The organism is Allobosea sp. UC22_33 (assembly GCF_042700715.1).
Taxonomy (GTDB): domain Bacteria; phylum Pseudomonadota; class Alphaproteobacteria; order Rhizobiales; family Beijerinckiaceae; genus Allobosea.
Genome location: NZ_CP170556.1, coordinates 1,883,934 through 1,906,533, shown reverse-complemented (window position 1 = coordinate 1,906,533; position 22,600 = coordinate 1,883,934). Strand labels below are relative to the sequence as shown.

Annotated in this window: 21 protein-coding genes; 19 read left to right on the top strand and 2 right to left on the bottom strand. The window is 68.1% G+C overall.

The window, feature by feature from the left end; genetic code table 11:
* The first annotated feature begins 22 nt into the window (after positions 1–22).
* The 5 genes from ACFJGT_RS09035 to ACFJGT_RS09015 are packed head-to-tail and all read left to right on the top strand — an operon-like array spanning position 23 to position 4,779.
* Entirely contained in the window at positions 23–1,228 is a 1,206-nt protein-coding gene (locus ACFJGT_RS09035; RefSeq protein ID WP_377848057.1) for an ABC transporter substrate-binding protein, read from the top strand.
* Positions 1,225–2,088, top strand: coding sequence for a branched-chain amino acid ABC transporter permease (locus ACFJGT_RS09030; protein WP_377848055.1), 864 nt, complete (start codon positions 1,225–1,227; stop codon positions 2,086–2,088). Before ACFJGT_RS09035 ends, ACFJGT_RS09030 begins: the two co-directional genes overlap by 4 nt.
* Positions 2,088–2,999 carry a branched-chain amino acid ABC transporter permease gene (locus tag ACFJGT_RS09025; protein WP_377848054.1) on the top strand — a complete coding sequence of 304 codons (912 nt, stop codon included), beginning with the start codon at positions 2,088–2,090 and terminating at the stop codon, positions 2,997–2,999. Before ACFJGT_RS09030 ends, ACFJGT_RS09025 begins: the two co-directional genes overlap by 1 nt.
* Positions 3,000–3,014: 15 nt before the next feature.
* Positions 3,015–3,503: a GAF domain-containing protein gene (locus ACFJGT_RS09020; protein ID WP_377848052.1), complete on the top strand. Its 489-nt coding sequence runs from the start codon at positions 3,015–3,017 to the stop codon at positions 3,501–3,503.
* Between the two features lie 40 nt (positions 3,504–3,543).
* Complete coding sequence (locus ACFJGT_RS09015; protein WP_377848050.1) at positions 3,544–4,779, top strand: amidohydrolase family protein; 1,236 nt, start codon at positions 3,544–3,546, stop codon at positions 4,777–4,779.
* 34 nt (positions 4,780–4,813) lie between these two features.
* On the opposite strand, the gene ACFJGT_RS09010 is transcribed toward ACFJGT_RS09015, so the two are convergent.
* On the bottom strand, positions 4,814–5,722 hold the full coding sequence (locus tag ACFJGT_RS09010; protein WP_377848048.1) for a LysR substrate-binding domain-containing protein: 909 nt from the start codon (positions 5,720–5,722) through the stop codon (positions 4,814–4,816).
* A gap of 124 nt (positions 5,723–5,846) precedes the next feature.
* On the opposite strand from ACFJGT_RS09010, the gene ACFJGT_RS09005 reads away from it, so the two are divergent.
* The 11 genes from ACFJGT_RS09005 to ACFJGT_RS08955 all read left to right on the top strand — a co-directional run bounded on the left by ACFJGT_RS09005 (position 5,847) and on the right by ACFJGT_RS08955 (position 16,905).
* The gene (locus ACFJGT_RS09005) at positions 5,847–6,941 is read left to right on the top strand and encodes an ABC transporter ATP-binding protein (protein ID WP_377848046.1); all 1,095 of its coding nucleotides are present in this window, start codon (positions 5,847–5,849) and stop codon (positions 6,939–6,941) included.
* Entirely contained in the window at positions 6,938–7,792 is an 855-nt protein-coding gene (locus ACFJGT_RS09000) for an ABC transporter permease (RefSeq protein ID WP_377848044.1), read from the top strand. The genes ACFJGT_RS09005 and ACFJGT_RS09000 overlap by 4 nt, the downstream gene beginning before the upstream one ends.
* A gap of 2 nt (positions 7,793–7,794) precedes the next feature.
* On the top strand, positions 7,795–8,598 hold the full coding sequence (locus ACFJGT_RS08995; protein ID WP_377848042.1) for an ABC transporter permease: 804 nt from the start codon (positions 7,795–7,797) through the stop codon (positions 8,596–8,598).
* A 19-nt stretch (positions 8,599–8,617) separates the two neighbouring features.
* Positions 8,618–9,736 (top strand): ABC transporter substrate-binding protein, encoded by a 1,119-nt coding sequence (locus ACFJGT_RS08990; RefSeq protein ID WP_377848039.1) that lies wholly within the window; start codon positions 8,618–8,620, stop codon positions 9,734–9,736.
* A 67-nt stretch (positions 9,737–9,803) separates the two neighbouring features.
* Entirely contained in the window at positions 9,804–10,733 is a 930-nt protein-coding gene (locus ACFJGT_RS08985; protein WP_377848037.1) for an arginase family protein, read from the top strand.
* A gap of 110 nt (positions 10,734–10,843) precedes the next feature.
* The gene (locus ACFJGT_RS08980; RefSeq protein WP_377848034.1) at positions 10,844–11,494 is read left to right on the top strand and encodes a hypothetical protein; all 651 of its coding nucleotides are present in this window, start codon (positions 10,844–10,846) and stop codon (positions 11,492–11,494) included.
* Positions 11,495–11,502: 8 nt separating this feature from the next.
* Positions 11,503–12,729: a DUF4350 domain-containing protein gene (locus ACFJGT_RS08975; RefSeq protein ID WP_377848031.1), complete on the top strand. Its 1,227-nt coding sequence runs from the start codon at positions 11,503–11,505 to the stop codon at positions 12,727–12,729.
* A complete protein-coding gene (locus tag ACFJGT_RS08970; RefSeq protein ID WP_377848029.1) occupies positions 12,698–13,654 on the top strand; it encodes an AAA family ATPase in 957 nt (318 codons plus the stop codon). The genes ACFJGT_RS08975 and ACFJGT_RS08970 overlap by 32 nt, the downstream gene beginning before the upstream one ends.
* Positions 13,651–14,964: a DUF58 domain-containing protein gene (locus tag ACFJGT_RS08965; RefSeq protein ID WP_377848027.1), complete on the top strand. Its 1,314-nt coding sequence runs from the start codon at positions 13,651–13,653 to the stop codon at positions 14,962–14,964. The genes ACFJGT_RS08970 and ACFJGT_RS08965 overlap by 4 nt, the downstream gene beginning before the upstream one ends.
* 20 nt (positions 14,965–14,984) lie before the next feature.
* Positions 14,985–16,016 (top strand): stage II sporulation protein M, encoded by a 1,032-nt coding sequence (locus tag ACFJGT_RS08960; RefSeq protein WP_377848956.1) that lies wholly within the window; start codon positions 14,985–14,987, stop codon positions 16,014–16,016.
* The gene (locus ACFJGT_RS08955; RefSeq protein WP_377848024.1) at positions 16,000–16,905 is read left to right on the top strand and encodes an RDD family protein; all 906 of its coding nucleotides are present in this window, start codon (positions 16,000–16,002) and stop codon (positions 16,903–16,905) included. Before ACFJGT_RS08960 ends, ACFJGT_RS08955 begins: the two co-directional genes overlap by 17 nt.
* A 24-nt stretch (positions 16,906–16,929) precedes the next feature.
* On the opposite strand, the gene ACFJGT_RS08950 is transcribed toward ACFJGT_RS08955, so the two are convergent.
* The gene (locus ACFJGT_RS08950) at positions 16,930–17,682 is read right to left on the bottom strand and encodes a hypothetical protein (protein ID WP_377848021.1); all 753 of its coding nucleotides are present in this window, start codon (positions 17,680–17,682) and stop codon (positions 16,930–16,932) included.
* A 141-nt stretch (positions 17,683–17,823) separates the two neighbouring features.
* Between ACFJGT_RS08950 and ACFJGT_RS08945 the strand changes: the two genes are divergently transcribed.
* The 3 genes from ACFJGT_RS08945 to ACFJGT_RS08935 are packed head-to-tail and all read left to right on the top strand — an operon-like array spanning position 17,824 to position 22,489.
* Complete coding sequence (locus ACFJGT_RS08945; protein ID WP_377848019.1) at positions 17,824–19,200, top strand: ABC transporter substrate-binding protein; 1,377 nt, start codon at positions 17,824–17,826, stop codon at positions 19,198–19,200.
* Positions 19,197–21,137, top strand: coding sequence for an ATP-binding protein (locus ACFJGT_RS08940; RefSeq protein WP_377848017.1), 1,941 nt, complete (start codon positions 19,197–19,199; stop codon positions 21,135–21,137). Before ACFJGT_RS08945 ends, ACFJGT_RS08940 begins: the two co-directional genes overlap by 4 nt.
* Positions 21,134–22,489 (top strand): sigma-54-dependent transcriptional regulator, encoded by a 1,356-nt coding sequence (locus ACFJGT_RS08935; RefSeq protein WP_377848014.1) that lies wholly within the window; start codon positions 21,134–21,136, stop codon positions 22,487–22,489. Before ACFJGT_RS08940 ends, ACFJGT_RS08935 begins: the two co-directional genes overlap by 4 nt.
* The last annotated feature ends 111 nt before the right edge of the window (positions 22,490–22,600 follow it).

Genomic DNA, 22,600 nt, shown 5'->3' with positions numbered 1-22,600 from the left:
AACAAGACAACAGGGGAATAGCATGACCGAGTTCACGACCGACCGCCGCACCCTTCTGGCAGGCGTCGCTGCGCTTGCCGGCCTCTCCGCCCTGCCCGGCCGGGCGCTTGCCCAGGGCGCGCCGATCAGGATCGGCACGCTGACGCCGCTGACCGGCGCCGGCGGCCCCTATGGCCCGGTCATGGTCAAGGCGGTGAAGGCCGTCGTCGACGAGGTCAATGCCGCCGGCGGCGTGCTCGGCCGCAAGGTCGAGCTGATCTCGGAAGACGACCAGACCAACCCGGAAGCCGGCGTGCGCGCCGCCCGCAAGCTGATCGATGTCGACAAGGTCTCCGCCATCCTCGGCACCTGGGCTTCCTCGGTCACGACCGCCGTCGCGCCGCTGTGCTGGGAATCGAAGACTTTCCTCGCCACCGTCTCGGGTGCCGATTCGATCACCCAGCTGCCGCATCAGGGCTACCTGATCCGCACACAGCCGAACACGACGCTGCAGGGCCGCAAGTTCGGCGAGTTCTGCGTCGCCGAGAAGGCCAAGCGCGTCTTCTTCCTCTCGCCGCAGACGCCCTTCGCCAAGAGCCAGTTCGACAACATCACCGAGGCCGTGAAGAAGGCCGGCGGCGAGACCGGCTCGCTGATCTATGACGACAAGAAGCCGGCCTATCGCAGCGAGATCGACGAGGTGCTGCGCTTCAAGCCCGACGCGATCATCTTCGGCGGCTACACGCCGGACACCGCCGTCATGCTCAAGGACGCCTATCGCGCCGGCTATGGCGGGCTGAAGGTCGCCTTCGGCTATGCGGTCAACCAGAAGCTGGTCGAGAGCGTGCCGGCCGAGGTGGTCGACAAGACCTTCACCCTCGCGCCCTCGCCGGCCGAAGGCTCCAAGGCCTATGCGCGACTGGTCAAGATGATCGGCGGCGCCTCGCCCGATCCGTACACCACCCAGATCTACGACCAGATCAATCTCGTCCTGATGGCCATCGCGCTGGCCGGCGATGCATCGGGCACCGCGATCAAGGACGCCGTGCGCAAGGTCAGCCAGGGGCCCGGCGGCGCGAAGGTCGACAACGCCGTCGACGGGCTCAAGGCGATCGCTGCCAAGCAGGCGGTCGATTATGACGGCGCCAGCGGCCCCTGCGACTTCACCGAGACCGGCGACATCGCCGATTGCCAGTTCCGCTACGAGCAGGTGCAGGGCGGCAAGCTGACGCTGGTGAAGATCGCGTGAGCCAGTTGTCGCAGGCGCTCATCAACGGGGTGATGACCGGGACGCTGATCGCCGTCCCGGCCATCGGCTTCTCCGCCATCTTCGCGGTGCTGCGCTATCCGAACTTCGCGATCGCGGCCTATGCCACCATCGGCGCGTTCGCCGCCTGGTGGGCGAATGTCGCGATGGGGCTACCGATACCGGCCGCGCTCCTCGTCGCCTTCACGGTGACGGGCCTCATTGGCGTCGTCGCCGAGGAGACCTCGCTGAAGCGCCTGCGCAACAACGGCGCGCTGATCGTGGCCATCGCTTCGATCGCGCTCAATCTGGTGCTGGAAAACATCGTCCGCTTCATCTTCGGCAACGAGATGCGCGGCTACGACCTGCCGATCGCGCGCGACATGCGCTTCGGCGACCTGCGCATCGGCCCGCAGCAGCTCCAAAGTCTGCTGCTCGCCGTCTTGATCATGGCGGCGATGTTTCTGTTCCTGCGCTATACCCGCTTCGGCAAGGCGATGCGCGCCGTCGCCGACAATCCCGACCTCGCCCGGCTCAAGGGCATCGATCCCGCCAAGATCGCGATCGTCACGCTCTTTTTGGGCGCGGGGCTGACCGGCGTCGGCGGCGTGCTGATCGGATTGGACACCTCGATCGATCCGCTGACCGGCTACCGCGTGCTGCTCTCGGTCTTCGCCGCCGCCGTGCTCGGCGGGCTCGGCTCGATTCCCGGCGCGGTCGCCGGCGCGCTGATGCTGGGGATCGCCGAGGAGCTGGCATTGCTCGTCGTGCCCGCGACCTACCGCACCGGCGTCGGCTTCGTCGCGATCCTCTTGATGCTCACCTTCCGCCCACGCGGCCTCCTCGGGGAAAGGGCCGCCTGATGCTGTCCTATCTGATCTTCACCCTGACGCTCTGCGCCATCTACGGCCTGCTCGCGCTGAGCCTGAACCTGATCTGGGGCAGCGCCGGCCTCGTCAATCTCGGCCTGGCCGGCTTCTTCGCGGTCGGCGCCTATGCCTCGGCGCTGGCCACGGGGGCCGGCGCGCCCGTGCTGATCGGCTGGGGCGCGGCGCTTCTTGTCGGCGCGGCGGTCGGCCTCGTCGTCACCTTCGCGACCTTGCGCCTGCGCGACGACTATCTCGCCATCGTCACACTCGGCTTTGCGGAGGTCATCCGCCTCGTCGCGCTCAACGAGCGCTGGCTGACCAACGGCTCGGACGGCATTTCCGGCATCAAGGCGCCGCTCAAGGCCGAGCTCGGCACGCAGAATTTCGCCTATTTCTATCTCGGCCTCGCCACGCTGGTGCTTGTGATCGTCTGGGCGCTGCTGCGTCGGCTCGACGCCTCGCCCTATGGCCGCGCCTTGAAGGCGATCCGCGAGGACCAGCAGCTCGCCAGCTTCGCCGGTAAGCCGGTGCTGCGCTTCAAGCTGCAGGCCTTCGCGCTTTCGGCTGCGATCGCCGCGCTGGCGGGCGCGCTCTACGCCCATTTCCAGTCCTACATATCGCCGGACCATTTCCAGCCGCTGATCACGATCTACATCTTCCTCGCCGTCACGGCCGGCGGCGTTGGGCGGCCGAGCGGAGCCGTGCTCGGCGCCTATCTCGTCGTGATCTTCCTGGAGGCGACCCGCTTCGTCACCGAATGGGTGCCGGGCCTCCAGCCGGTCCAGCTCGCCGCGCTACGCGAAATGCTGATCGGCGTCGCCCTCATCCTCGTCCTGCATCTCAAGCCGCAGGGCATCCTGCCCGAGCGCATCCCGAAGGCGCCGGTTCCTCCGGCCGCTGCCTAAACCGAAGGCCTGCCCATGTCCGACGATCTCGCCACCCTCTCCGCCCTCATCAGGGAGCCCGGCCAGCCCGACACGGTGTTCAAGGCCTTCGAGGACATCACCCGCCGCCTCGTCGGCCATGAGCTGTTCACGTTGCTCTATGTCGACGGGCAGGAGGTCGCGCGCATCTATTCCAACCGGCCGGACGAGTATCCGATCTCCGGCCGCAAGACGATGGGCCCGACGCCCTGGGGCAAGCATGTGCTGGACGGCCGTCAGCCCTATCTCGGCAAGGACAAGGCCGGCATCCGCTGGGCCTTCTTCGACCATGAACTGATCGAGAGCATGGGGCTCGGCTCGGTCATCAACATCCCCGCGATCTATGACGGCAAGGTCGTCGGCACGATCAACCTGCTCGCGCCTGAGCACCACTATCGCGAAGAGCATGTCGCGCCGGTCGAGCGGCTGGCGCCGCTGCTGGTGCCCGCCTTCCTCGCTGCGCGCGCCGCCAACAAGGCCGCCTGATCCCGTTTCCCCGACGCATCCTGACCGAAGGAACATGCCCGTGGCTTCCACCCTCTTCACCAATGCCCGCATCGTCGACGGCTCGGCGCCGGAGGCCGGCGCACCCGTCAGCGTCCTCGTCGAAGGCGGCACCATCCGCGAGGTCGGCAAATCCGTGACCTCGGCCAAGGCCAAAGTCATTGATCTCAAGGGCAAGACCTTGATGCCCGGCCTGATCGACGCCCATGTCCATGTCGTCGCCGGCGTCGCCGATCTCGGCGCGAATTCCCGCCTGCCGGATTCGCTGGTCACCGCCCGCTCCTTCGGGATCATGCGGGCCATGCTGATGCGCGGCTTCACCACGGTGCGCGATGTCGGCGGCGCCGATTTCGGCCTGAAGCAGGCCACCGAGGAAGGCGATTTCCCGACGCCGCGCCTCGTTATCTCCGGCAAGGCGCTGAGCCAGACCGGCGGCCATGCCGATTTCCGCGGCCGCTATGACGACCGCCCGAGCGTGATCGAGCGCCATCGCCTGGGCGCACTCGGCCGCATCTGCGACGGCGTCGACCAGGTCCGCCGCGCCGCGCGCGAGGAGCTGAAGGGCGGGGCCGACTTCATCAAGATCATGGCCAATGGCGGCTGCGCCTCGCCGACCGACCCGATCCATTTCCTCGGCTTCTCGGTGAGCGAGCTGGAGGCCGTGGTCGAGGAAGCCCGGATGGCCGGCACCTATGTCTCGGCCCATGTCTATACCGACGATGCCATCCGCCGCTGCGTCGAGGCCGGCGTGCACTCGCTGGAGCATTGCAACCTGATCCAGGCCGAGACGGCGAAGCTCGCCGCCTCCAAGGGCGCGGTCGCGGTGCCGACGCTGGTTACCTATGACAAGCTGGTCTCGGACGGGCCGAAGCTCGGCTTCCCGCCGGATTCGGTCGCCAAGGTCGATGTCGTCCGCTCGGCCGGCATGGAATCGCTCGCCATCATGAAGAAGGCCGGCCTGACCATGGCCTATGGCAGCGACCTGCTCGGCGAGATGCACAAGTACCAGTCGGAAGAGTTCGTGATCCGTGGCCGCGCCCTGCCGGCGCATGAGGTCATCGCCTCCGCGACCCATGTCGCGGCGAAGCTCCTGAAGATGGAAGGCCTGATCGGCACGGTCTCGGCCGGCGCCCATGCCGACCTGATCGTCGTCGACGGCGACCCGCTGAAGGATCTCTCGTTGCTGACCCGCCAGGGCAAGCATATCCCTGTCATCATGAAGGGCGGCGCCTTCATGAAGCGCGCCAGCCTGAACTGACATTTCGGAGCCGGCGGGGACATCCTCGCCGGCTTCAATCCTTGTAGGGGCTGTGCTCGCGGATCAGCGCGGCATTGTGCTCGCGGAAGGCCTCCACGAATTCGCGGGCGATGCGCGAGAGCGGCCGCGGCGCCGGCTGGAACATCGCGTAGCGATAGGACAGGCGCGGCGTGAAGGGCCGCGCCACCAGCCCGACCTTCCGGAAATGCAGGCTGGTGACGACGTCGACGATCGTCACGCCGACGCCCTCCATCACCAGGGCGCAGGCCGTGCCGAAGAACTCGACATGCACGGCCATCCGCAGCCGCGCCGAATGCTCGGCGAAGGCGCGTTCGATCGCCTCATGCAGGAAGTGATCCGCATAGAGCGAGATGAAGGGCGCGTCGTCGAGATGGGCCGGCGTGATGACCGACTCGGCCGCCAGCGGATGGTCGGCCGGCAGCATGCAGACGCAGGGCACCTCGATCGTCTCGATGACCGAGGCCGGGCTTTCGATCGGATGCTCGGCGAAGCCGATATCGAAGGCCTCGATCCGGCCGAGATCGCGCACCGTCGGCGATGAGCGGGTGATGAAGCGCACCGTTCCATCCGGCCAGCGCTTCAGGAGCCGGGCGATGATCGGCGGCAAGGCATAGGTGGCGAGACCGGGCTGGCTCGCCAGCGAGAGCGTTCCGGAGCGCAAGCCCTTGAGGTCGCGCGCGACCTGCCGGGTGCGCTCGAGCACGCCGAGCGTGCGCCGCGCCTCCTCATAGAACAGCGTCGCCTCGGGCGTGACCTGCAGCCTGCCCTTCTTGCGCTCGAACAGGGAGACGCCGAGCTCGTCCTCCAGCCGCGTGATCAGGTTGCTGATCGCCGGCTGCGACTTCGCCAGCAGGGTCGCCGCAGCGCTCATCGAGCCGGTCTCGATGACGGCACGAAAGGCCTCCAGATGCCGCGTATCCAAGCTCTGTTCCGCTCAAAAGATATAACCCAGATTTATACCTTTTAGCTCATTTCGTTTTTGACGTAAGCGGCGAAAACGGGACCATGGACCCAAGCCTGAACGGCATGGGAACGGGACCGCATCGGTGAAGAACTCGCTTGTCCTCGACAAGGTCGAAAAGCGTTATGGCGATTTCGTCGCGCTCGAACCGACCGATCTGACGATCAAGGCCGGCGAGTTCATCACGCTGCTCGGCCCCTCCGGCTCGGGCAAGACGACGATCCTGATGAGCATCGCCGGCTTCGTCGCGCCCAGCAGCGGGCGCATGCTGCTTGACGGCCGCGATGTGACCGGGCTGCCGCCCGAGCGGCGCAATTTCGGCGTGGTCTTCCAGGGCTATGCGCTGTTCCCGCATCTCACCGTCTACGACAATGTCGCCTTCCCCCTGAGGGCGCGCGGCATCACCGGCGACGCCGCCCGGCCGAAGATCATGGCCGCGCTGGAAATGGCGAAGCTGCAGGCCTTCGCCCATCGCTATCCCCGCCAGCTATCGGGCGGACAGCAGCAGCGCGTCGCGCTTGCCCGTTCGCTCGTTTTTTCGCCGGAGCTGCTCCTGCTCGACGAGCCGCTGAGCGCGCTCGACAAGGCGCTGCGCAAGGAATTCCAGACCGAGTTCCGCTCGATCCACCGCGAGGTCGGCTCGACCTTCATCTATGTCACGCATGATCAGGAGGAGGCGCTGACGATGTCGGACCGCATCGTCATCCTCGATCGCGGCCGCATCCTCCAGATCGCCCCGCCGGCCGAGCTCTACGAGCGCCCGGCCACCGAGTTCGTCGCGGGCTTCCTCGGCAAGAGCAATTTCCTGCGCGGCAAGGTCGCCTCGGCCAGCGGCGGGCAGGTCGAGATCCATATGCCCGGCTTTGCCGCGACGGCGGCCGGGAACGGCATCGCAACGCGCACCGGCGACGCTGCCGTCGCGGCGCTCCGGCCGGAGAAGGTCAGGCTGGCCGCGCCAACGGCTGGCACCGAGGCTGCGCCTTGCGCGGTGCGCGGCAGGGTCGGCGACATCACCTATCTCGGCTCCTCCGTCGAGGTCGAGGTCCGGCTGGCTGATGGCGAGACGCTGCTGGCGACTGTTCCGGCCGGGCAGCGCGGCTTCGCGGAGGGCGAGGAAATCGTCGCCTCCTGGGCGCCTGATGCAGCCATCCTGGTGCGCGGCAACGAGGCCTCGCCGTGAGCGCGACGGCAGCCACCGGCACCGGCGGAAACGAGCGGCTCTACTGGCTGATGCTGCTGGCGCCTTGCCTCTTCCTGGCGCTGTTCTACCTCGTGCCGGTGCTCAACGTGCTGGTGCTGAGCTTCACCGTGCCCAAGCCCGGCCTCGCCAACTATGCCGAGCTCGCCCAAAACGGCGCCGTGCAGCGCGTGCTCTGGACGACCGTGCGCATCGGCGCGATCACCACGGTGCTGGCGCTGGGGATCGGCTATGTCGTCGCCTATGCCCTGCTGCAATGCGGGCCGCGCGAGCGCCAGATCCTGCTCGGAATCGTCGTCGCGAGCTTCTGGATCAGCGCCCTGATCCGCGCCTTCGCCTGGGTCGCGCTGCTGCAATCGAAGGGGGTGGTCAATTCGGTCCTGATCTCGACCGGGCTGATCGAGAGCCCGCTCAGCCTCGTGCGCAACGAACTCGGCGTGATCATCGGCATGACCCACTACATGCTGCCCTATGCGATCCTGCCGCTCTACACGAGCCTGCGCGGCATCGACGACCGGCTGGTGCCGGCGGCGCGCGCGCTCGGCGCGACGCCGGGGCAGGCCTTCCGCTGGGTCTTCCTGCCGCTGAGCCTGCCCGGCCTGATCGGCGCGGGCGTGATCGTGATGATCTTCTCGCTCGGCTTCTACATCACCCCGGCCATCCTCGGCGGCGGGCGCACGATCATGGTGGCCGAGTTCATCAGCGTGCAGATTTCCGAGACGCTGCGCTGGGGGCTGGCGGCGATGCTGGCGACCGTGCTGCTGAGCGCCGTGCTGCTCCTCGTGATGTGGCTCAGCCGCTTCATGGATGTCGAACAGGCGCTGAGGAAATAGCCATGGCAGCGCTCAGCGTCCCCTCGAACTCAAACGGGCTTTCGCTCAACCGGATCGTCGCATGGCTCGCGGCCTCGTTCCTGCTGCTGCCGATCCTCGTCATCATCCCGATCTCGCTGACGCCGGAGCGCTATCTCTCGCTGCCGACGACCTCGATCTCGTTTCGCCATTACAACAGCCTCGTGACCGACGGGCGCTGGACCAAGAGCATCGTCGACAGCCTCGTCGTCGGCATCGGCGCCACTGTGCTCGCGACCGTGCTCGGCGTCGCCTTCGCGGTCGGTGGCTGGCGACTGGGAACCCCGCTTGCCCGGCGCATGCGCCTGCTGCTGCTGGCGCCGATCATCGTGCCGCCGATCGTGCATGCGGTCGCCTTCTACCGGGCATGGGCGACGCTCGGCCTGCTCGACACCTATCTCGGGCTGATCCTGATCCACGCGATGAAGGGGCTTCCCTTCGTCGTGCTCACCGTCGCGGGTACGCTCGCCAATGTCGATCCGCGACTGGAGCAGGCGGCGCGCAGCCTCGGCGCCAATCCGCGGCAGGCGATGGGCTGGGTCGTGCTGCCGCAGATCAAGGCCGGCATCGTCGCCGGGGCCGCCTTCGCCTTCATCACCTCCTGGGACGAGACCATCGTCGCGCTCTTCGTCACCAGCCGGGCGGTCACCACCCTGCCGCGCCGGATCTGGGAGGGGCTCGCCGACAATATCGACCCGGCCATCGCCGCGCTCGGCACGGTGATGATCGTCCTGACCTTCGCTGCCGTCGCGATCTCGACACTGCGCGGCGGCGCCGCAAAAGCCTGACAACAAAGGGGAGACCAGCATGACCAGAGAGCATCAGGAGTTCCGTGACGACTGCCTCGCGATCCTGCGTGTGCAGACCGAGGGCAAGCGCGTGCATCGCCGTCGCTTCCTGCAGGCGCTGGCGATGCTGGGTGCGATCCCGGCCGGCCTGCGGCTGACGCCGGCCCATGCCCAGACCGGCGAGATCGTCGTCGTCAACTGGGGCGGCGATGCCGTGCCGGCCTATGACGCGATCTGGGTCCAGCCCTTCAACGCCGCCAATCCCGGCGCCAAGGCGCTGATCAACGGCTCGGGGCCGAGCTCCGGCAAGATCAAGGCGATGGTCGAGAGCGGCGCCGTGACCTGGGACGTCTGCGACCGCACGGTCCCGGCCTCGATCGAGCTCGGCCGCCAGAGCCTGCTGGAGAAGGTCGACTGGTCGATCGTGTCCCAGGACAAGGTGCGCGCCGCGCATCGCTCGGACTGGGGCGTCGGCGCCTATCTCTATTCCTTCGTGCTGACCTACGACGCCAAGGCCCTGAAGGGACCGGCGCCGAAGAACTGGAAGGATTTCTGGAACGTCAAGGAATTCCCGGGCAAGCGCACGCTGCGCAACAATATCGAGGGCATGCTGGAGGCGGCGCTGCTCGCCGACGGCGTCAGCCGCGACAAGATCTACCCGATCGATGTCGACCGGGCGCTCGCCAAGATCAAGGAGATCAAGCAGCACACGATCTTCTGGACCACCGGCGCGGAGAGCCAGCAGCTCTTCCGCAACCAGGAGGTCGTGATGGGCAATCTCTGGCACACGCGCTCGATGCTGCTCGCCAAGGAGGTCGGTGACCACATCAAGTTCACCTTCGAGGACGGCATCCTGTTCCCCGGCGCCTGGATCGTGCCGAAGGGCAACCCGGCCAAGGCCGGTGCCTGGAAGTTCATCGCGTCGGCGCAGGACCCGAAGAGCCAGGTCGAATTGTTCAAGCGCGTCGGCAACGGCCCGGTCAATCCAGCCGCCGCCGCGATGGTGCCGGCCGAGATGAAGGCGCTGGACTGCGGCTCGCCGGAGAATTTCGCGCGACAGGTCGCCGTCGACAACGAGTGGTACGCGCAGCACTACGCCACGATCCTCGCCCGCTACATGGACGCGATCGCGTCCTGAGCCCACCCCTGACGGGCGGCACTGCGCCGCCCGCCCCTGCCTCTCCGACCAAGACACAGGACTATCGATGACAACGGCGCCGTTTTCGCTCGCCCAGACCTTCATGGGCGTCCCGCACCGCACCGAGATCGGCGACGCCAAGGCGGTGGTCCTCGGCCTGCCCTTCGATTGCGGCACGCATCCGCAGCGTGTCGGCTCGCGGCTCGGGCCGTCCTCGATCCGCGAGCAGTCGCTGCTGCTGCGCGCCTTCGACTTCGTCAACGGCATCAACCCGCTGGAGGCGCTCGGCGTCGTCGATGTCGGCGATGCCAAGGTCAGCCCCGGCGATCTCGAAGCCTCCTATGTCGCGATCGAAGCCGCGGTCGGCGCCATCGCCGAGACGCGGGCCGTTGCGGTGACGCTCGGCGGCGACGGGGCGATCGCGCTGCCGGAAATGCGGGCGCTGCACCGGGTCTATCCCGATCTCGTCACCGTCCATATCGACGCCCATACCGACGCCTATCCGATCGAGGGCTACAATACCGCGACCGCCTTCGGCCGCGCCGCCGAGGAAGGACTGGTCGACGCGACCCGCTCCTACCAGGTCGGCATGCGCGGCACGACGATGCTGCCCGGCGTCGGCGAATACGGGCGCAGTCTCGGCTACAACGTGATCCCGCTCGCCGAATTGCTGGAGCGCGGCATCGCCAAGGTCTTCGCCGAGATTCGCGCCCATATCGGCGACCGGCCGGTCTATCTCTCCTACGACATGGATTTCTTCGACCCCTCGGTCGCGCCGGGCGTCTGCACGCCGACCTGGGGCGGGGCGACATCGCGCGAGGGCCTAGCGGTGCTGGAAGCCTGCGCCGGGCTCAATCTCGTCGGCGTCAACATCAACACGGTCAGCCCGCCGCATGACGTCGGCGGCATGTCGGCGTTGCTCGCGGCCCAGGTGACGCTGAACGCGCTCAACCTGATCGCGCGGCAGCATCAGTCGAAGGCCGCCGGCGCGGCATAAGGCGCCAGCGGCCCCGTTCGGGGCCGGCATGCCGCCCGCGCATTCTCCGGCTATGGCGCAGTCGATTTCTTCGCCATAGTGGCCTTCGGCCGCCTACGGATTCGAAGGTTGTGAAGCGACTGCCTGTCCTACTCGTTGCATTCTCCGCCGCCCTCGACGGCGTGGCGCAGGCTGCGACGGATGCGGGCGAGATCGTCAGGCAGGCCATTCGTCGCCACGACATCCAGACGCAGATGCCCACGCCTGAACCGAAGGCGGCAAGCTGGCTCGACTGGCTGAAATTCGACATCTCGGCCGATACCGGGCGCATCCTGCTCTGGGGCGCCGTCATTCTCGGCGTGGCCGTGACGATCTGGTCGCTGCGCGACAGCCTGCCGGCCTTCAGTCGCTCGCGCCGGATCAAGGCGGCGGATGTCCCTGCCGGCTTTTCCGACGCTTCCGCCCGGATGGAGGAAGCGCAGGTCGAGGCGGACGACCTCGCCAGCCGCGGACACTATGGCGAGGCCATGCATGTGCTGCTGCTCAAGAGCCTCGCCGAGATCCGCTTGCGGCTGGGCACCAGCTTCGCGGTCTCGCTGACCAGCCGCGAGATCCTGCGCAAGGTCTCCCTGCCGCAGGCGGGGACCGGCGCGCTCGGCGCCATCGTGCAATCGGTCGAGCAGACCTATTTCGGTGGGCGGCCGGCCGCGCGGGAAGACTATCTCGGCTGCCGGCAGGAGTTCGAGACGCTCAGGCGCTCGCTGGCGACGGGCGCGGCCTGATGGGCGGAATGACCTTCCAGCCGCGTGTCGTTGCAGCGCTCGCCGCGGCGCTCTGCGCGCTCTTTGCGGCATCGCTGCTGCTGACAGGAATGGGGGGACGCGAGGCGGCCGGGCTCGCCTTCGGCGCCAACAGCTATTCCAGCTCCGCCGTCGGCCATCTCGCCTTTCACGACCTGCTGCGTGGCCTCGACTACCGGACGCTGCGTGCCGAGGACCGGCCATTGGAGGCCGTCAGCGAGAACGGCGTTCTGATCCTGGCGGAACCGACGGGAAGCCTGGCGAGCGACGAGAACCGCAACAAGCTCTCGACCGCAGGCCGAATCCTGCTCGTCCTGCCGAAATGGACCGTGAAACCAGGGGAGCGGCGCAAGGACTGGATCGGCCAGGCGGAACTCGCCCCAGTGCTGCGCGTCCAGTCGGCGCTGGGCGCGGCGGTCAGCGGCGGCGATATCATCCGCACCAAGCCGCCGACCTCCTACCAGAAGACGATCGCAGCGCCAGACCCGACCGTGCAGGGCGAGCTGCAGCTGATCAAGGGCTCCAATCTCACGCCGCTGATCTCGACGCCGGACGGCATCCTGCTCGGCGAGTTGCGGCAGGGCAATCGCCGCACGCTCGTGCTGGCCGATCCCGACCCGATCGAGAACCACGGCCTCGGCAAGGGTGCGAACGCCGCCTTCGTACGCGACGTGGTCGCAGCGCTGGCAGACGGCAGGAACCGCACGCTGGTCTTCGACGAGACCATCCACGGCTTCAAAAGATCTCCGCCGAACCTGCTGAAATTCCTCAACGATTTCCCGCTCAACCTCGTGCTCATCCAGATCCTGGCTGCGGTCGCGCTGCTGCTCTGGGCGGCGATGGGGCGCTTTGGCGCGCCGCTGCCGGCACCGCGCCGGCTCGATGCCGGCCGGCATGCGCTGATCGGCAATGCCGCGGCGCTCATCGACTATGCAGGCCACCATGCTGCGATCCTGCAGCGCTATATCGCGATGACGCTCCAGGACGCAGGCCGGGCGTTGCGCGCTCCCGCCGGGCTCGAGGGGGCGGCGCTCACCGCATGGCTCGCGAAAGCTTCCGAAGCTCGCGGCATCGATCCGAAACCCCTCTCGGGGCTGGGCGACAGCCCCGCCGCCGACTCCCGCAATCTTGCCTCGCTGCTCGCCGCGGCGCAGGCCCTCCATCACTGGCGCAAGGACCTGCCGCATGGAACTCCGCGACGTCTCGACGATCACTGAAGGTCTCCGGGGCGAGATCCGCAAGGCCGTCGTCGGCCAGGACGAGGTCGTCGACCTGATGCTCGTCAGCCTGCTCTGCGGCGGGCATGTGCTGCTGGAAGGCGTGCCCGGCACGGCCAAGACGCTGCTGGCGCAATCCTTCGCGGCCGGGCTGTCGCTGCGCTTCGGGCGCATCCAGTTCACGCCGGACATGATGCCGGGCGATCTGCTCGGCACCAATCTCTTCGATTTCCGCACCAGCAGCTTCAACCTGACGCGCGGGCCGATCTTCACCGACATCCTGCTCGCCGACGAGATCAACCGCACGCCGCCGAAGACGCAGGCCGCGCTGCTGCAGGCGATGAACGAGCGCAACGTCACCATCGACGGCACGACCCATCCGCTGGGTGAGGCCTTCATGGTGGTGGCGACGCAGAACCCGATCGAGCAGCAGGGCACCTATCCGCTGCCCGAGGCGCAGCTCGACCGCTTCCTGTTCAAGATCAACCTCGCCTATCCCAGCCGCGAGGAGGAATTCGCCATCGTCGCGCGCCATGGGCATCGCGCCGCCATGCCGAAGCTCGCGGAATTCGGCCTCGCTTCCGTGGTGTCGGAGCAGGATCTGCTGGCGGCGCGCGCGCTGGTCGGCGGGATCGCTCTCGGCGAGCCGCTGGTCGGCTATATCGTCGACCTGATCCGCGCGACGCGCAGCCACTCCGCGATCGAGACCGGCGCCTCGCCGCGCGCCGCGACGATGCTGGCCTCGGCCAGCCGGGCGCGTGCGGCGACGCAAGGGCGCGACTTCGTCATCCCCGACGACGTCAAGGGCATCGCCCTGCCCCTGCTGCGCCACCGGATCGTGCTCGCGCCCAATGCCGAGATCGACGGGCTCCTCGCCGAAACGGTGATCCTCGAATTGATCGATCAGGTTGCCGTGCCGCGATGATCAGGCCGACCCCGCGCGCCGTCCTGCTCTTCGGGGCGACCGTGCCGGTCGCCATCGGCCTGCTGATCCATGACCAGACACTCTGGCCGATCGCGCTAGATCTCGGCCTGTTCGTGCTGGCCCTGATCGGGCTCGATGCCCTGCTCTGTGCCCGGCCGTCGCGGCTTTCGCTCACGGTCGATGCGCCACCGCGGTTATATGTCGGCAGCGAAGGGCACCTGACCGTGAGCGCCGCCATCGAAGGCGCCTCACGCGCGGTATCGATCCAGGTCCTGCCGGAGCAGAGCGGTGACGCCGCGCCGCCCGAGCCTGCCCGGCTCGATGTCCCGCCGGGAGCCGTGGGCTCGGTCACGCTGCCGATCCGGCCGCTGCGGCGCGGGCAGATCACGATCGAAGCGCTCTGGCTGCGCTGGCGCGGTCCGCTCGGCCTCGCCGGACGGAGCCAGCGACGGCCGCAGGCCCTGGCGATCGACGTCGTGCCGGATATCCGCGGCATCGCCTCGGCCGCCGTGCAGTTCTTCAGCCGCGATGCGGTCGAGGGCATCAAGGTCCAGCGCCAGAAGGGCGAGGGCACCGAATTCGAGTCGTTGCGCGACCATGTCCAGGGGCTCGACAACCGCTTCATCGACTGGAAGCACTCGGCCAAGCATCTCAAGCTGCTGTCGAAGGAATTCCGGATCGAGCGCAACCACCAGATCGTGCTCGCCTTCGACACCGGCTACCTGATGGCCGAGCCGATCGACGGCCTGCCGCGGCTCGACCATGCGATCCATGCCGGGCTGCTGCTGGGCTGGGTCGCGCTGCGCAGCGGCGACCATGTCGGCTCCTTCGGCTTCGATGCGCGCATCCGGCAATATGTCCCACCCTCGCCCGGCCGAAGCGCCTTCGCCCGGCTCCAGAACGCGTCGAGCCAGCTCGGCTACCGGGCCGAGGAGACCAATTTCACGCTCGGCCTCGCGGAGTTGAATGCACGATTGAAACGCCGGGCGCTGGTCGTGCTGTTCACCGAGTTCATCGACACGACGACGGCGGCGCTTCTGCTGGAAAGCCTGCAACGCATGGCCAATCGCCATGCCGTGATCTTCGTCACGCTGCGCGATCCGTTGCTGGCCGATATCGTCGATGCCGAGCCCGCAAGCTTCCGCCCGGTCGCCGAGGCGGTCGTCGCGCGCGACCTGCAGCGCGAGCGCGCCGTCGTGCTGGAGCGGCTGGCCCGGATGGGCGTGCATTGCCTGGAGATCCCACCGCGCGGCCTCGCCGTCGGCCTCGTCAACCGCTACCTCACGATCAAGCAGAGGGGGCTGCTATAGAACCGAACAGCTCCTTGGCCGTGCCCCCGGCCCCGGTCGCGACCGTCACGCTGCGCAGCGCCGAGTTCCGCCGCAACCGCGAGACTGCCTGGCGCGTGCTGGACGATCTCGTCTCGCGCGTCGAGAAGAAGGGCCTGTCGCGCCTCTCCGCCGGGGAGTTGCAGGACCTGCCCCTGCTCTACCGCACGGCCGCATCGTCGCTGTCCGTCGCCCGCTCGATCGCGCTCGACCGCAACCTCATCCTCTATCTCGAGGGCTTGGTGCTGCGCGCCTTCTTCGTCGTCTACGGCCCGCGCATCGGCGTTCTCGAAGCCCTCAGCGGCTTCCTGAAGCGCGGTTTTCCCGCCGCCGTCCGCGGGGCGGGCTGGCATATCCTGCTGGCGAGCCTCGCCATCGCCGCCGGCATCGCCATCGGCTACCTGATGGTGCTGCCGGACGAGGCCTGGTTCCGCATGCTCGTTCCCGAGGCCATGGCCGGCGGGCGGGGGCCGGCGAGCACGGCCGAGCAGCTGCGCCGGACCGAGATCTTCGCGCCATGGCCGGGCTTCGTCGATTCCTTCGTGGTCTTCGCCAATTTCCTGTTCCGCCACAACGCGACGATCGGGATCATGACCTTCGGGCTCGGCGTGTTCGGCGGCGTGCCGACGCTCCTGCTGCTCGGCTATCAGGGCGTCGTGCTCGGCGCCTTCCTGGCGCTGCACTACAATCGCGGCCTGCTCATCGATTTCATCGGCTGGATCTCGATCCATGGCGTGACCGAGATCGGCGCGCTGATCCTGTGCGGGGCGGGCGGGCTCGTGATCGCCGAGAAGATCCTGTTCCCCGGCCGCTACAGCCGCCTCGACAGCCTCGCCATGGCCGGCAAGGCAGCGGCCGGGCTCGCGGGCGGGGCCGTGCTGATGCTCTTCGTCGCCGGGATCATCGAGGGGGGCCTGCGCCAGCTCATCGCCTCGACGCCCTGGCGCTTCGCGATCGGCGGTGCCACCGGCGCTCTGTGGATGGCCTATTTCCTCTTGGCCGGGAAGCGCGGACGCCATGGCCCAGCGACTTGACCGCATCAACCGTCTGCTCGACGGCATCACCCGCAACCGGCGCGAGATCACCACGCCGGAAGGCGTGACGCTGGAGGTCGACATCGCCAACCATGGCGAGCGGCTCGTCGCCTTCCTGATCGATTTCCTGTTCTGGATGCTGGCGACCGTCCTGCTCTTCCTCGTGCTCGGCCTGACCCTGCTGCACGGGGTCACCGGCTCGGTGACGGTCACGGTCGTGCTGTTCCTGTCCTTCCTGCTCCGGAACCTCTACTTCATCCATTTCGAGCTGCAGAGCCAGGGTGCGACGCCCGGCAAGCGCATCGTCAATCTCAAGGTGATCGACCGCAGCGGCGGCCCGCTCCTGCCCGGCGCGATCGTCGCCCGCAACCTGACGCGCGAAGTCGAGATCTTCCTGCCGCTCGGGCTGTTCTTCGCCGTGCCCAAGATCGGCGCCGGCGCCGAGTTCTGGACGGCGGCGAGCTATTTCGGCTGGGCGGTGGCGCTCTCGGCCCTGCCCTTCTTCAACCGCGACCATCTGCGCGCCGGCGACCTGATCGCTGGGACCATGGTGATCTCGGTGCCGCGCCGGGCGCTGCTGGCCGAACTGGCGGAGGCGCAGAGCCGCTTCGTCTTCAGCCGCAAGCAGCTCGACGCCTATGGCGCCTTCGAATTGCAGGTTCTGGAGGAGTTGCTGCGCCGCCCGCCCTCACCCGACACGCATACGATGCAGCGGCAGGTCTGCGACAAGATCCGCCGCAAGATCGGCTGGGAGGAGGAGGTGCCGCCGGCCGAGACGCTCGATTTCCTCAAGGCCTTCTACACGGCCGAGCGGGCGCATCTCGAACGCGAGCAGCAGTTCGGGCGCTATCGCGCCGACAAGAACGAGCCTGCCGCCACCGGCCCGTGAAGGACCGGCGCGGCCGTGTCTCGATCAGTCGAAGACGTTCGCCAGCGTGTCGAGGTCGATGCCTTCCTTGGCCATGCGCAGGTCGTGATAGATCACGGCCGATTGCACGGCGGCGAAGGCGGTCGACACCACCTGCCAGCCGAAGGCCAGGATCTGCCCGATCAGGCCATTGCCTCCGATGAGGGTGAACGCGAACGCGCCCACCGCCGAGACGACGATGACGAGCAGGAAGAGTCCGAAGATCTGCCAGCGATAGCCCTTGGTCAGCGCGACGCTGCGGCTCATGCTCGCGGTCACGCCCAGCTTCTCGATGACGCAGGCGGGGATGGCGACATAGAGCATGCAGCCGAGGATGATCCCGGGCACGACGAGCAGCAGGAAGCCGAGCATCATCGCGAGGGCGATCAGGATGCCGACGCCGATGACGGGGACCGTACGGGCAAGCCCGATCCGCAGGGAATCGCCGATCGTGAAGGGCTTCTGCCGCATCTCCTGGAAGGCGCCGTAGAGGCTGGTCGCCTGCGCCAGAATCTGGAGCACGAAGGTCAGGAGCCCGAACAGAATCGCAGCAATGGCCGCGCCGAACGATGATGCCGAAGGCGGGCTCGATGTGAGCATCGCCAAGGTCACCAGCAGGACCGGCACCATCGGCAAGAGGGCCAGCAGGGCGAACTTGCCGAACCGGCGCCCCAGAATGGCGAAAGTCTTGTTCATCACCGAGCCGACGCGAAACTGTCCCGGTGCGGCGGCAAATCCGCCGGTCGATGTGCTGCTCATGAGGAACCCCTCGGCAAATGAGGCCGAACTGTGGCACGACCTGCCCAGGGGCACAATCGGCGACAGCGGGGTCGCCTCACCGTCTGCCATGAAGACCCGGCGAGCCTAGCCGGACCGGCGAGCCGGCTCTATGACGGTTTCATGGGGCGTTGCACCGTCAAGATCAGGCTTATCCTCCTCGCCGCGCTGACCTTCGGCTGGCCAGGCATCGGCATGGCCGAGGGGCGGCGCGTCCAGATCATCACGTCTTTCCCGCCGTCCTTCTTCGAACCGTTCCGCAGCGCCTTCCGCAACAGGCATCCCGACATCGCCGTGGAGGTCGTGCAGCGCAAGACCACGGCGGCCGTCGTCGATATCCGCGCGCAGAAGCGGCCGGAGGCCGACCTTTTCTGGGCCTCGGCGCCCGATGCCTTCGAATTGCTGAAGCGCGCGAACCTGCTGGCCCCCTTACAGCCGCGCAAGACCGGCGCGCCGGAGACCATCGCCGGCTACCCGGTCAACGATCCCGACCATCGCTATCTCGGCTTCGCCGTCTCGGGCTACGGGCTGGTCTACAATCCGTCCTATCTGGCGGCACGCGGCCTGCCGGTGCCGCGCAACTGGGCCGACCTCGCCGCACCCGTCTATGCCGGCCATATCGGCCTGACTTCGCCCGCCCGCTCCGGCACGACGCATCTGATGGTCGAGGCGCTCCTGCAATCGCTCGGCTGGGAACGCGGCTGGGCCTTGTGGTCCGCGATCGGCGGCAATCTCGCGACGATCACGGCGCGCAGCTTCGGCGTGACAGCCGGCGTCGCCCGCGGCCGCTTCGGCATCGGCATCTCCATCGATTTCCTGACGGAGGCCAGGACGGGCGAAGGCGAAGGAAACCGTTTCGTGCTGCCGGGCGAGACGCTGTTCGCGCCGGCCAGCATCGCAAGGCTCGCCACCTCGCCCAACCCCAAGGAGGCCGAGCTCTTCATCGATTTCGTGCTCTCACCGGCAGGGCAAAAGATGCTGCGCGAGCCGCGGATCGGGCGCCTAGCCGTCTCACCCTCGGCCTATGGGTCGGACGAGACGCCACCGTATCTCTCGGAGACCGAAGGCATCTTCAACCGGACGGGTTTCGATGCCGGGCTTTCGGCGGGGCGCTACGAGCTGGTCAACCTGATCTTCGACGAGTGGATCACCTTCCGCCGCGCCGAGCATGCACGCCTCTGGCGCAATCTGCAGGCGATGGAAGCGGCGCTGCTCGGCCGCCCGGATGAGCTGGCCGCCAGGCTGCTGACACAGGCGCGTGCGGCGCTGACGCAACCGCCGGTCTCCGCTGCGGAGCTTGGAGAGCCCGGGCGGTTCCAGAACCTCGTCCGCGTGCCCCGCGGCCTGCCCGTGCCCGAAGAACAGGCGCGAATCGAGGCCGATATCAGGAATGCGATCATCACCCGCGCGGCTGAAGCGAGCGACAACCTGCAACAGGCGGCCGAGCGGTTGGCAGCCTTGGGCTGGCGCGAGGACAATCCGAACGGGGTGCGGCCATGACGCCCGCCCTGCCCAGGCGCCGCTTCGGCATCGGCGGCCGATTGATCGCGGCCTTCCTCGGCGTCGGGCTCTTCGCGGTCGGCGCCGGCATCGTCGGCGTGATCTCCTATGAGCGATTGAGCAAGGAGCTGGCGGCGATCGCCCGCGAGCACCTGCCGGGCCTCGCCTCCGCCGCGCGGCTGGCCGAAGCCAGCGCCCGCGTCATCGCCGGCATGCCGGAACTCGCCAATGCCGAGCGGCGCGACACCTACGATCGCGGCCGGCGCGGGGTCGGAGAGCGCTTGAGCGAGCTCGACAAGGTTCTGTCCGAACGGGCCGGCAGCGGTTTCGACGCGCCGCAGCTGACAGCCGTTGCGGCCGAGATCCGCCGCAACCTCAACGCCATCGACGATGTCTCGGGGCGCCGCTTCACGCTGGCCGAGCGCATCCGCGGCGTCAGCGAGGAATTGCGCTGGCTCCAGGCCGATCTCATCGACGAGATCGAGCCGCTGACCGACGATGCTCGTTTCAACATCGACACGGCTCTCGGCCAGATCGGCAGCGAGGCTTCGTCGGGCAAGCCGAACACGATCCGCGAGGAGACCCGCAAGAGCGAAGCGCTGATGACGCTCAACGCCCAGGCCAACCTGATCGTCGGCCTGTTCGGGCGGCTCGGCACGGTCCAGACCCGCGAGGACATGGAGCAGACCGGCCACGTCATCGGCGAGGCGGTCGACCAGCTCGAGGTCGAGGCCAAAGCGCTGGCCGGCTGGCCCGACACGATCACGGTCCGGCAGATCACGCAGCGCCTGATCGGGCTCGCCGATACGGCGACCGGCCTGCCCAGCCTCAAGCGTTCCGAGCTTGCGGCACTGGCCGATGCGCAGCGACTGATCTCGGAGAGCCGCCGCCTCGTCACCGAACTCGGAGCGCTGGTTTCTCAGGAGGTGCAGCGCACGGAAGCCGTGGCGAAGGAGGCCGCCGAGCGCTCGGCCGAGGCGATCCGGCTCGGCCGCAACCTGCTGCTCGCCATCGCGGCGGCTTCGCTATTGGGGGCGCTGCTGATCGGCTGGTTCTATGTCCGGCGCCATCTGGTGGCGCGCCTGCGCATCCTGACCGAGGCCGCGACCAGCATTGCCAGCGGCCAGTCCTCGGCGTTGCTGCCGAAGGCGGGCAATGACGAGCTCGGCGACCTCACCCGCGCGCTCGCCGTCTTCCGGCAGACGCGCGACGACCTGATCCAGGCCGCCAAGCTCGCCGCGCTCGGGCAGATGGCGGCGGGCTTGAGCCACGAACTCAACCAGCCGCTCGCCGCGATCCGCTCCCATGCCCATAACGGCGCCTTGCTGCTGGAACGGGGGCGCCCCGAGGAGGCGCGGAAGGCGATCGGCCGCATCCAGGCACTGACGACACGCGCGGCCGACCTGATCGCGCATCTCAGGCGCTTCGCCCGCAAGCCCGGCGTGGTGCTGACCCCGGTCTCGGTCGGCGACACCATCGAAACCGCGCTTTCGCTGTTCGGGCCGCGTCTGGAGGCCGAGCGCGTGACGCTCAAGCAAGAGCTGCCGGCCGGGCGCATGCATGTCCATGCCGAGGAGATCCGGCTGGAGCAGGTGCTGGTCAATCTCATCGCCAATGCGCTCGATGCCGTCGCCGGCATGGAGGGTGCCGCAATCGCGGTCGGTGCGCGCCGGAGCGGCCACGAGGTCGAGATCTGGGTCGCCGATAGCGGCCCCGGCATCGACCGGGCGCATCTGGAGCGCATCTTCGACCCGTTCTTCACGACCAAGCCGGTCGGCTCCGGGCTCGGCCTCGGCCTCTCGCTGTCCTACAACATCATCAAGGATCTCGGCGGCACGCTTGCCGTTGCCGAGACCGGCCCCGCCGGCACCCGCTTCCTGATCACCCTCGAAGGGACGACAGCCCACGTCATGGCCCCGCTGGAAATCGACGCATGAGCGCTCCCAAGGTCGTCCTCGTCGATGACGATGCCGAGGTGCTCGAAGCCTGGCGGCTGACGCTGGAACTCGAAGGTTTCGCGGTCGTGGCCAAGCGCTCCGGAGATGCGGCGCTGGCCGAGCTCGGTCGCGATGCATCGGTCGTGCTGGTCAGCGATGTCCGCATGCCCGGCCGCGACGGCTTCGGCCTGCTTTCGGCCGTGACCGCGATCGATGCGGAAATCCCGGTCGTGCTGATCACCGGCCATGCCGATGTTCCCATGGCGGTGAAGGCGATCCGCGAAGGCGCCTGGGACTTCGTCGAAAAGCCGGCCGACCCCGTCCGCCTGATCGAGACGATCCGGCGCGCCAGCGAATACCGCCGGCTGATCATCGAGAACCGCTCGCTCAAGGCCGGCGCGCATTCCGAAGACCCGTGGGCGGCCCGCGTCGTCGGGCATTCGCCGGCCGTCCTGCGGCTGCGCAGCCGGCTCGCCCTGCTCGCCGATGCCGATACCGACGTGCTGCTCTTCGGCGAGACCGGGACCGGCAAGGAGGTCGCGGCGCGCGCGCTGCACGATCTCGGCAATCGCCGCACCGGGCGCTTCGTCGCAGTGAATTGCGGGGCGATCCCCGAGACGATGATCGAGAGCGAGTTGTTCGGCCACGAGGCCGGCGCCTTCACCGGGGCGCGCGAGCGGCGGATCGGCAAGATCGAGCATGCCAGCGGCGGCACGCTCTTCCTGGACGAGATCGAGTCGATGCCGATGGCGGCGCAGGTGCGCCTGCTGCGCGCGCTGCAGGAGCGGCGGATCGAGCGCCTCGGCTCCAACAAGGAGATCGCGGTCGATATCCGCATCGTCGCCGCGACCAAGACCGATCTCGCCGCGCTCGCCAAGGCCGGCGGCTTCCGCGAGGACCTGGTCTACCGGCTGAACGTCGTGACCCTGCGCCTGCCGCCCCTGCGCGACCGGCGCGAGGACATTCCATTGCTGTTCCAGCACTTCCTCGCGCTTGCCGCCGCGCGCGTCGGCCGCTCCGCTCCCCCGCTCGGGCGCGACCTGCTGCAAAGGCTGACGCGGCAGGACTGGCCGGGCAATGTCCGCGAATTGCGCAACGCGGCTGAGCGCAGCCTGCTCGGCATGGACGAGGATTTCGAGGATGCGGACGCGGGTGCCGCGGCAGCCGATGGTGCGGAGCGCACGCTGGAGGAGCTGGTCGCCATCGCCGAGGCGGAGGGGATCGGCGCCGCGCTGAAGCGCCATAACGGCCGCATCGGCGTCACCGCCGCAGCGCTCGGCATCACCCGCAAGACGCTCTATCTCAAGATGCGCCGCTATGGCCTGAGCGGTGCAGCGGCGCTCGCGGACTGAGCGGCGATGTTACCGCAATGACCCATCGGGGATATTGGCTGGTTACCGCCATGCCCCCGAAATTGGGTACGTGAAGACCCCTCCTCCCGAATTCCGCAAGGAAATCAACGC

Coding starts and splice junctions, on each gene's coding strand:
- ACFJGT_RS09035 (WP_377848057.1), top strand. CDS start 23: ATGACCGAGTTCACGACCGACCGCCGCACCCTTCTGGCAGGCGTCGCT.
- ACFJGT_RS09025 (WP_377848054.1), top strand. CDS start 2,088: ATGCTGTCCTATCTGATCTTCACCCTGACGCTCTGCGCCATCTACGGC.
- ACFJGT_RS09020 (WP_377848052.1), top strand. CDS start 3,015: ATGTCCGACGATCTCGCCACCCTCTCCGCCCTCATCAGGGAGCCCGGC.
- ACFJGT_RS08995 (WP_377848042.1), top strand. CDS start 7,795: ATGGCAGCGCTCAGCGTCCCCTCGAACTCAAACGGGCTTTCGCTCAAC.
- ACFJGT_RS08990 (WP_377848039.1), top strand. CDS start 8,618: ATGACCAGAGAGCATCAGGAGTTCCGTGACGACTGCCTCGCGATCCTG.
- ACFJGT_RS08985 (WP_377848037.1), top strand. CDS start 9,804: ATGACAACGGCGCCGTTTTCGCTCGCCCAGACCTTCATGGGCGTCCCG.
- ACFJGT_RS08975 (WP_377848031.1), top strand. CDS start 11,503: ATGACCTTCCAGCCGCGTGTCGTTGCAGCGCTCGCCGCGGCGCTCTGC.
- ACFJGT_RS08970 (WP_377848029.1), top strand. CDS start 12,698: ATGGAACTCCGCGACGTCTCGACGATCACTGAAGGTCTCCGGGGCGAG.
- ACFJGT_RS08965 (WP_377848027.1), top strand. CDS start 13,651: ATGATCAGGCCGACCCCGCGCGCCGTCCTGCTCTTCGGGGCGACCGTG.
- ACFJGT_RS08955 (WP_377848024.1), top strand. CDS start 16,000: ATGGCCCAGCGACTTGACCGCATCAACCGTCTGCTCGACGGCATCACC.
- ACFJGT_RS08950 (WP_377848021.1), bottom strand. CDS start 17,682: ATGAGCAGCACATCGACCGGCGGATTTGCCGCCGCACCGGGACAGTTT.
- ACFJGT_RS08945 (WP_377848019.1), top strand. CDS start 17,824: ATGGGGCGTTGCACCGTCAAGATCAGGCTTATCCTCCTCGCCGCGCTG.
- ACFJGT_RS08940 (WP_377848017.1), top strand. CDS start 19,197: ATGACGCCCGCCCTGCCCAGGCGCCGCTTCGGCATCGGCGGCCGATTG.
- ACFJGT_RS08935 (WP_377848014.1), top strand. CDS start 21,134: ATGAGCGCTCCCAAGGTCGTCCTCGTCGATGACGATGCCGAGGTGCTC.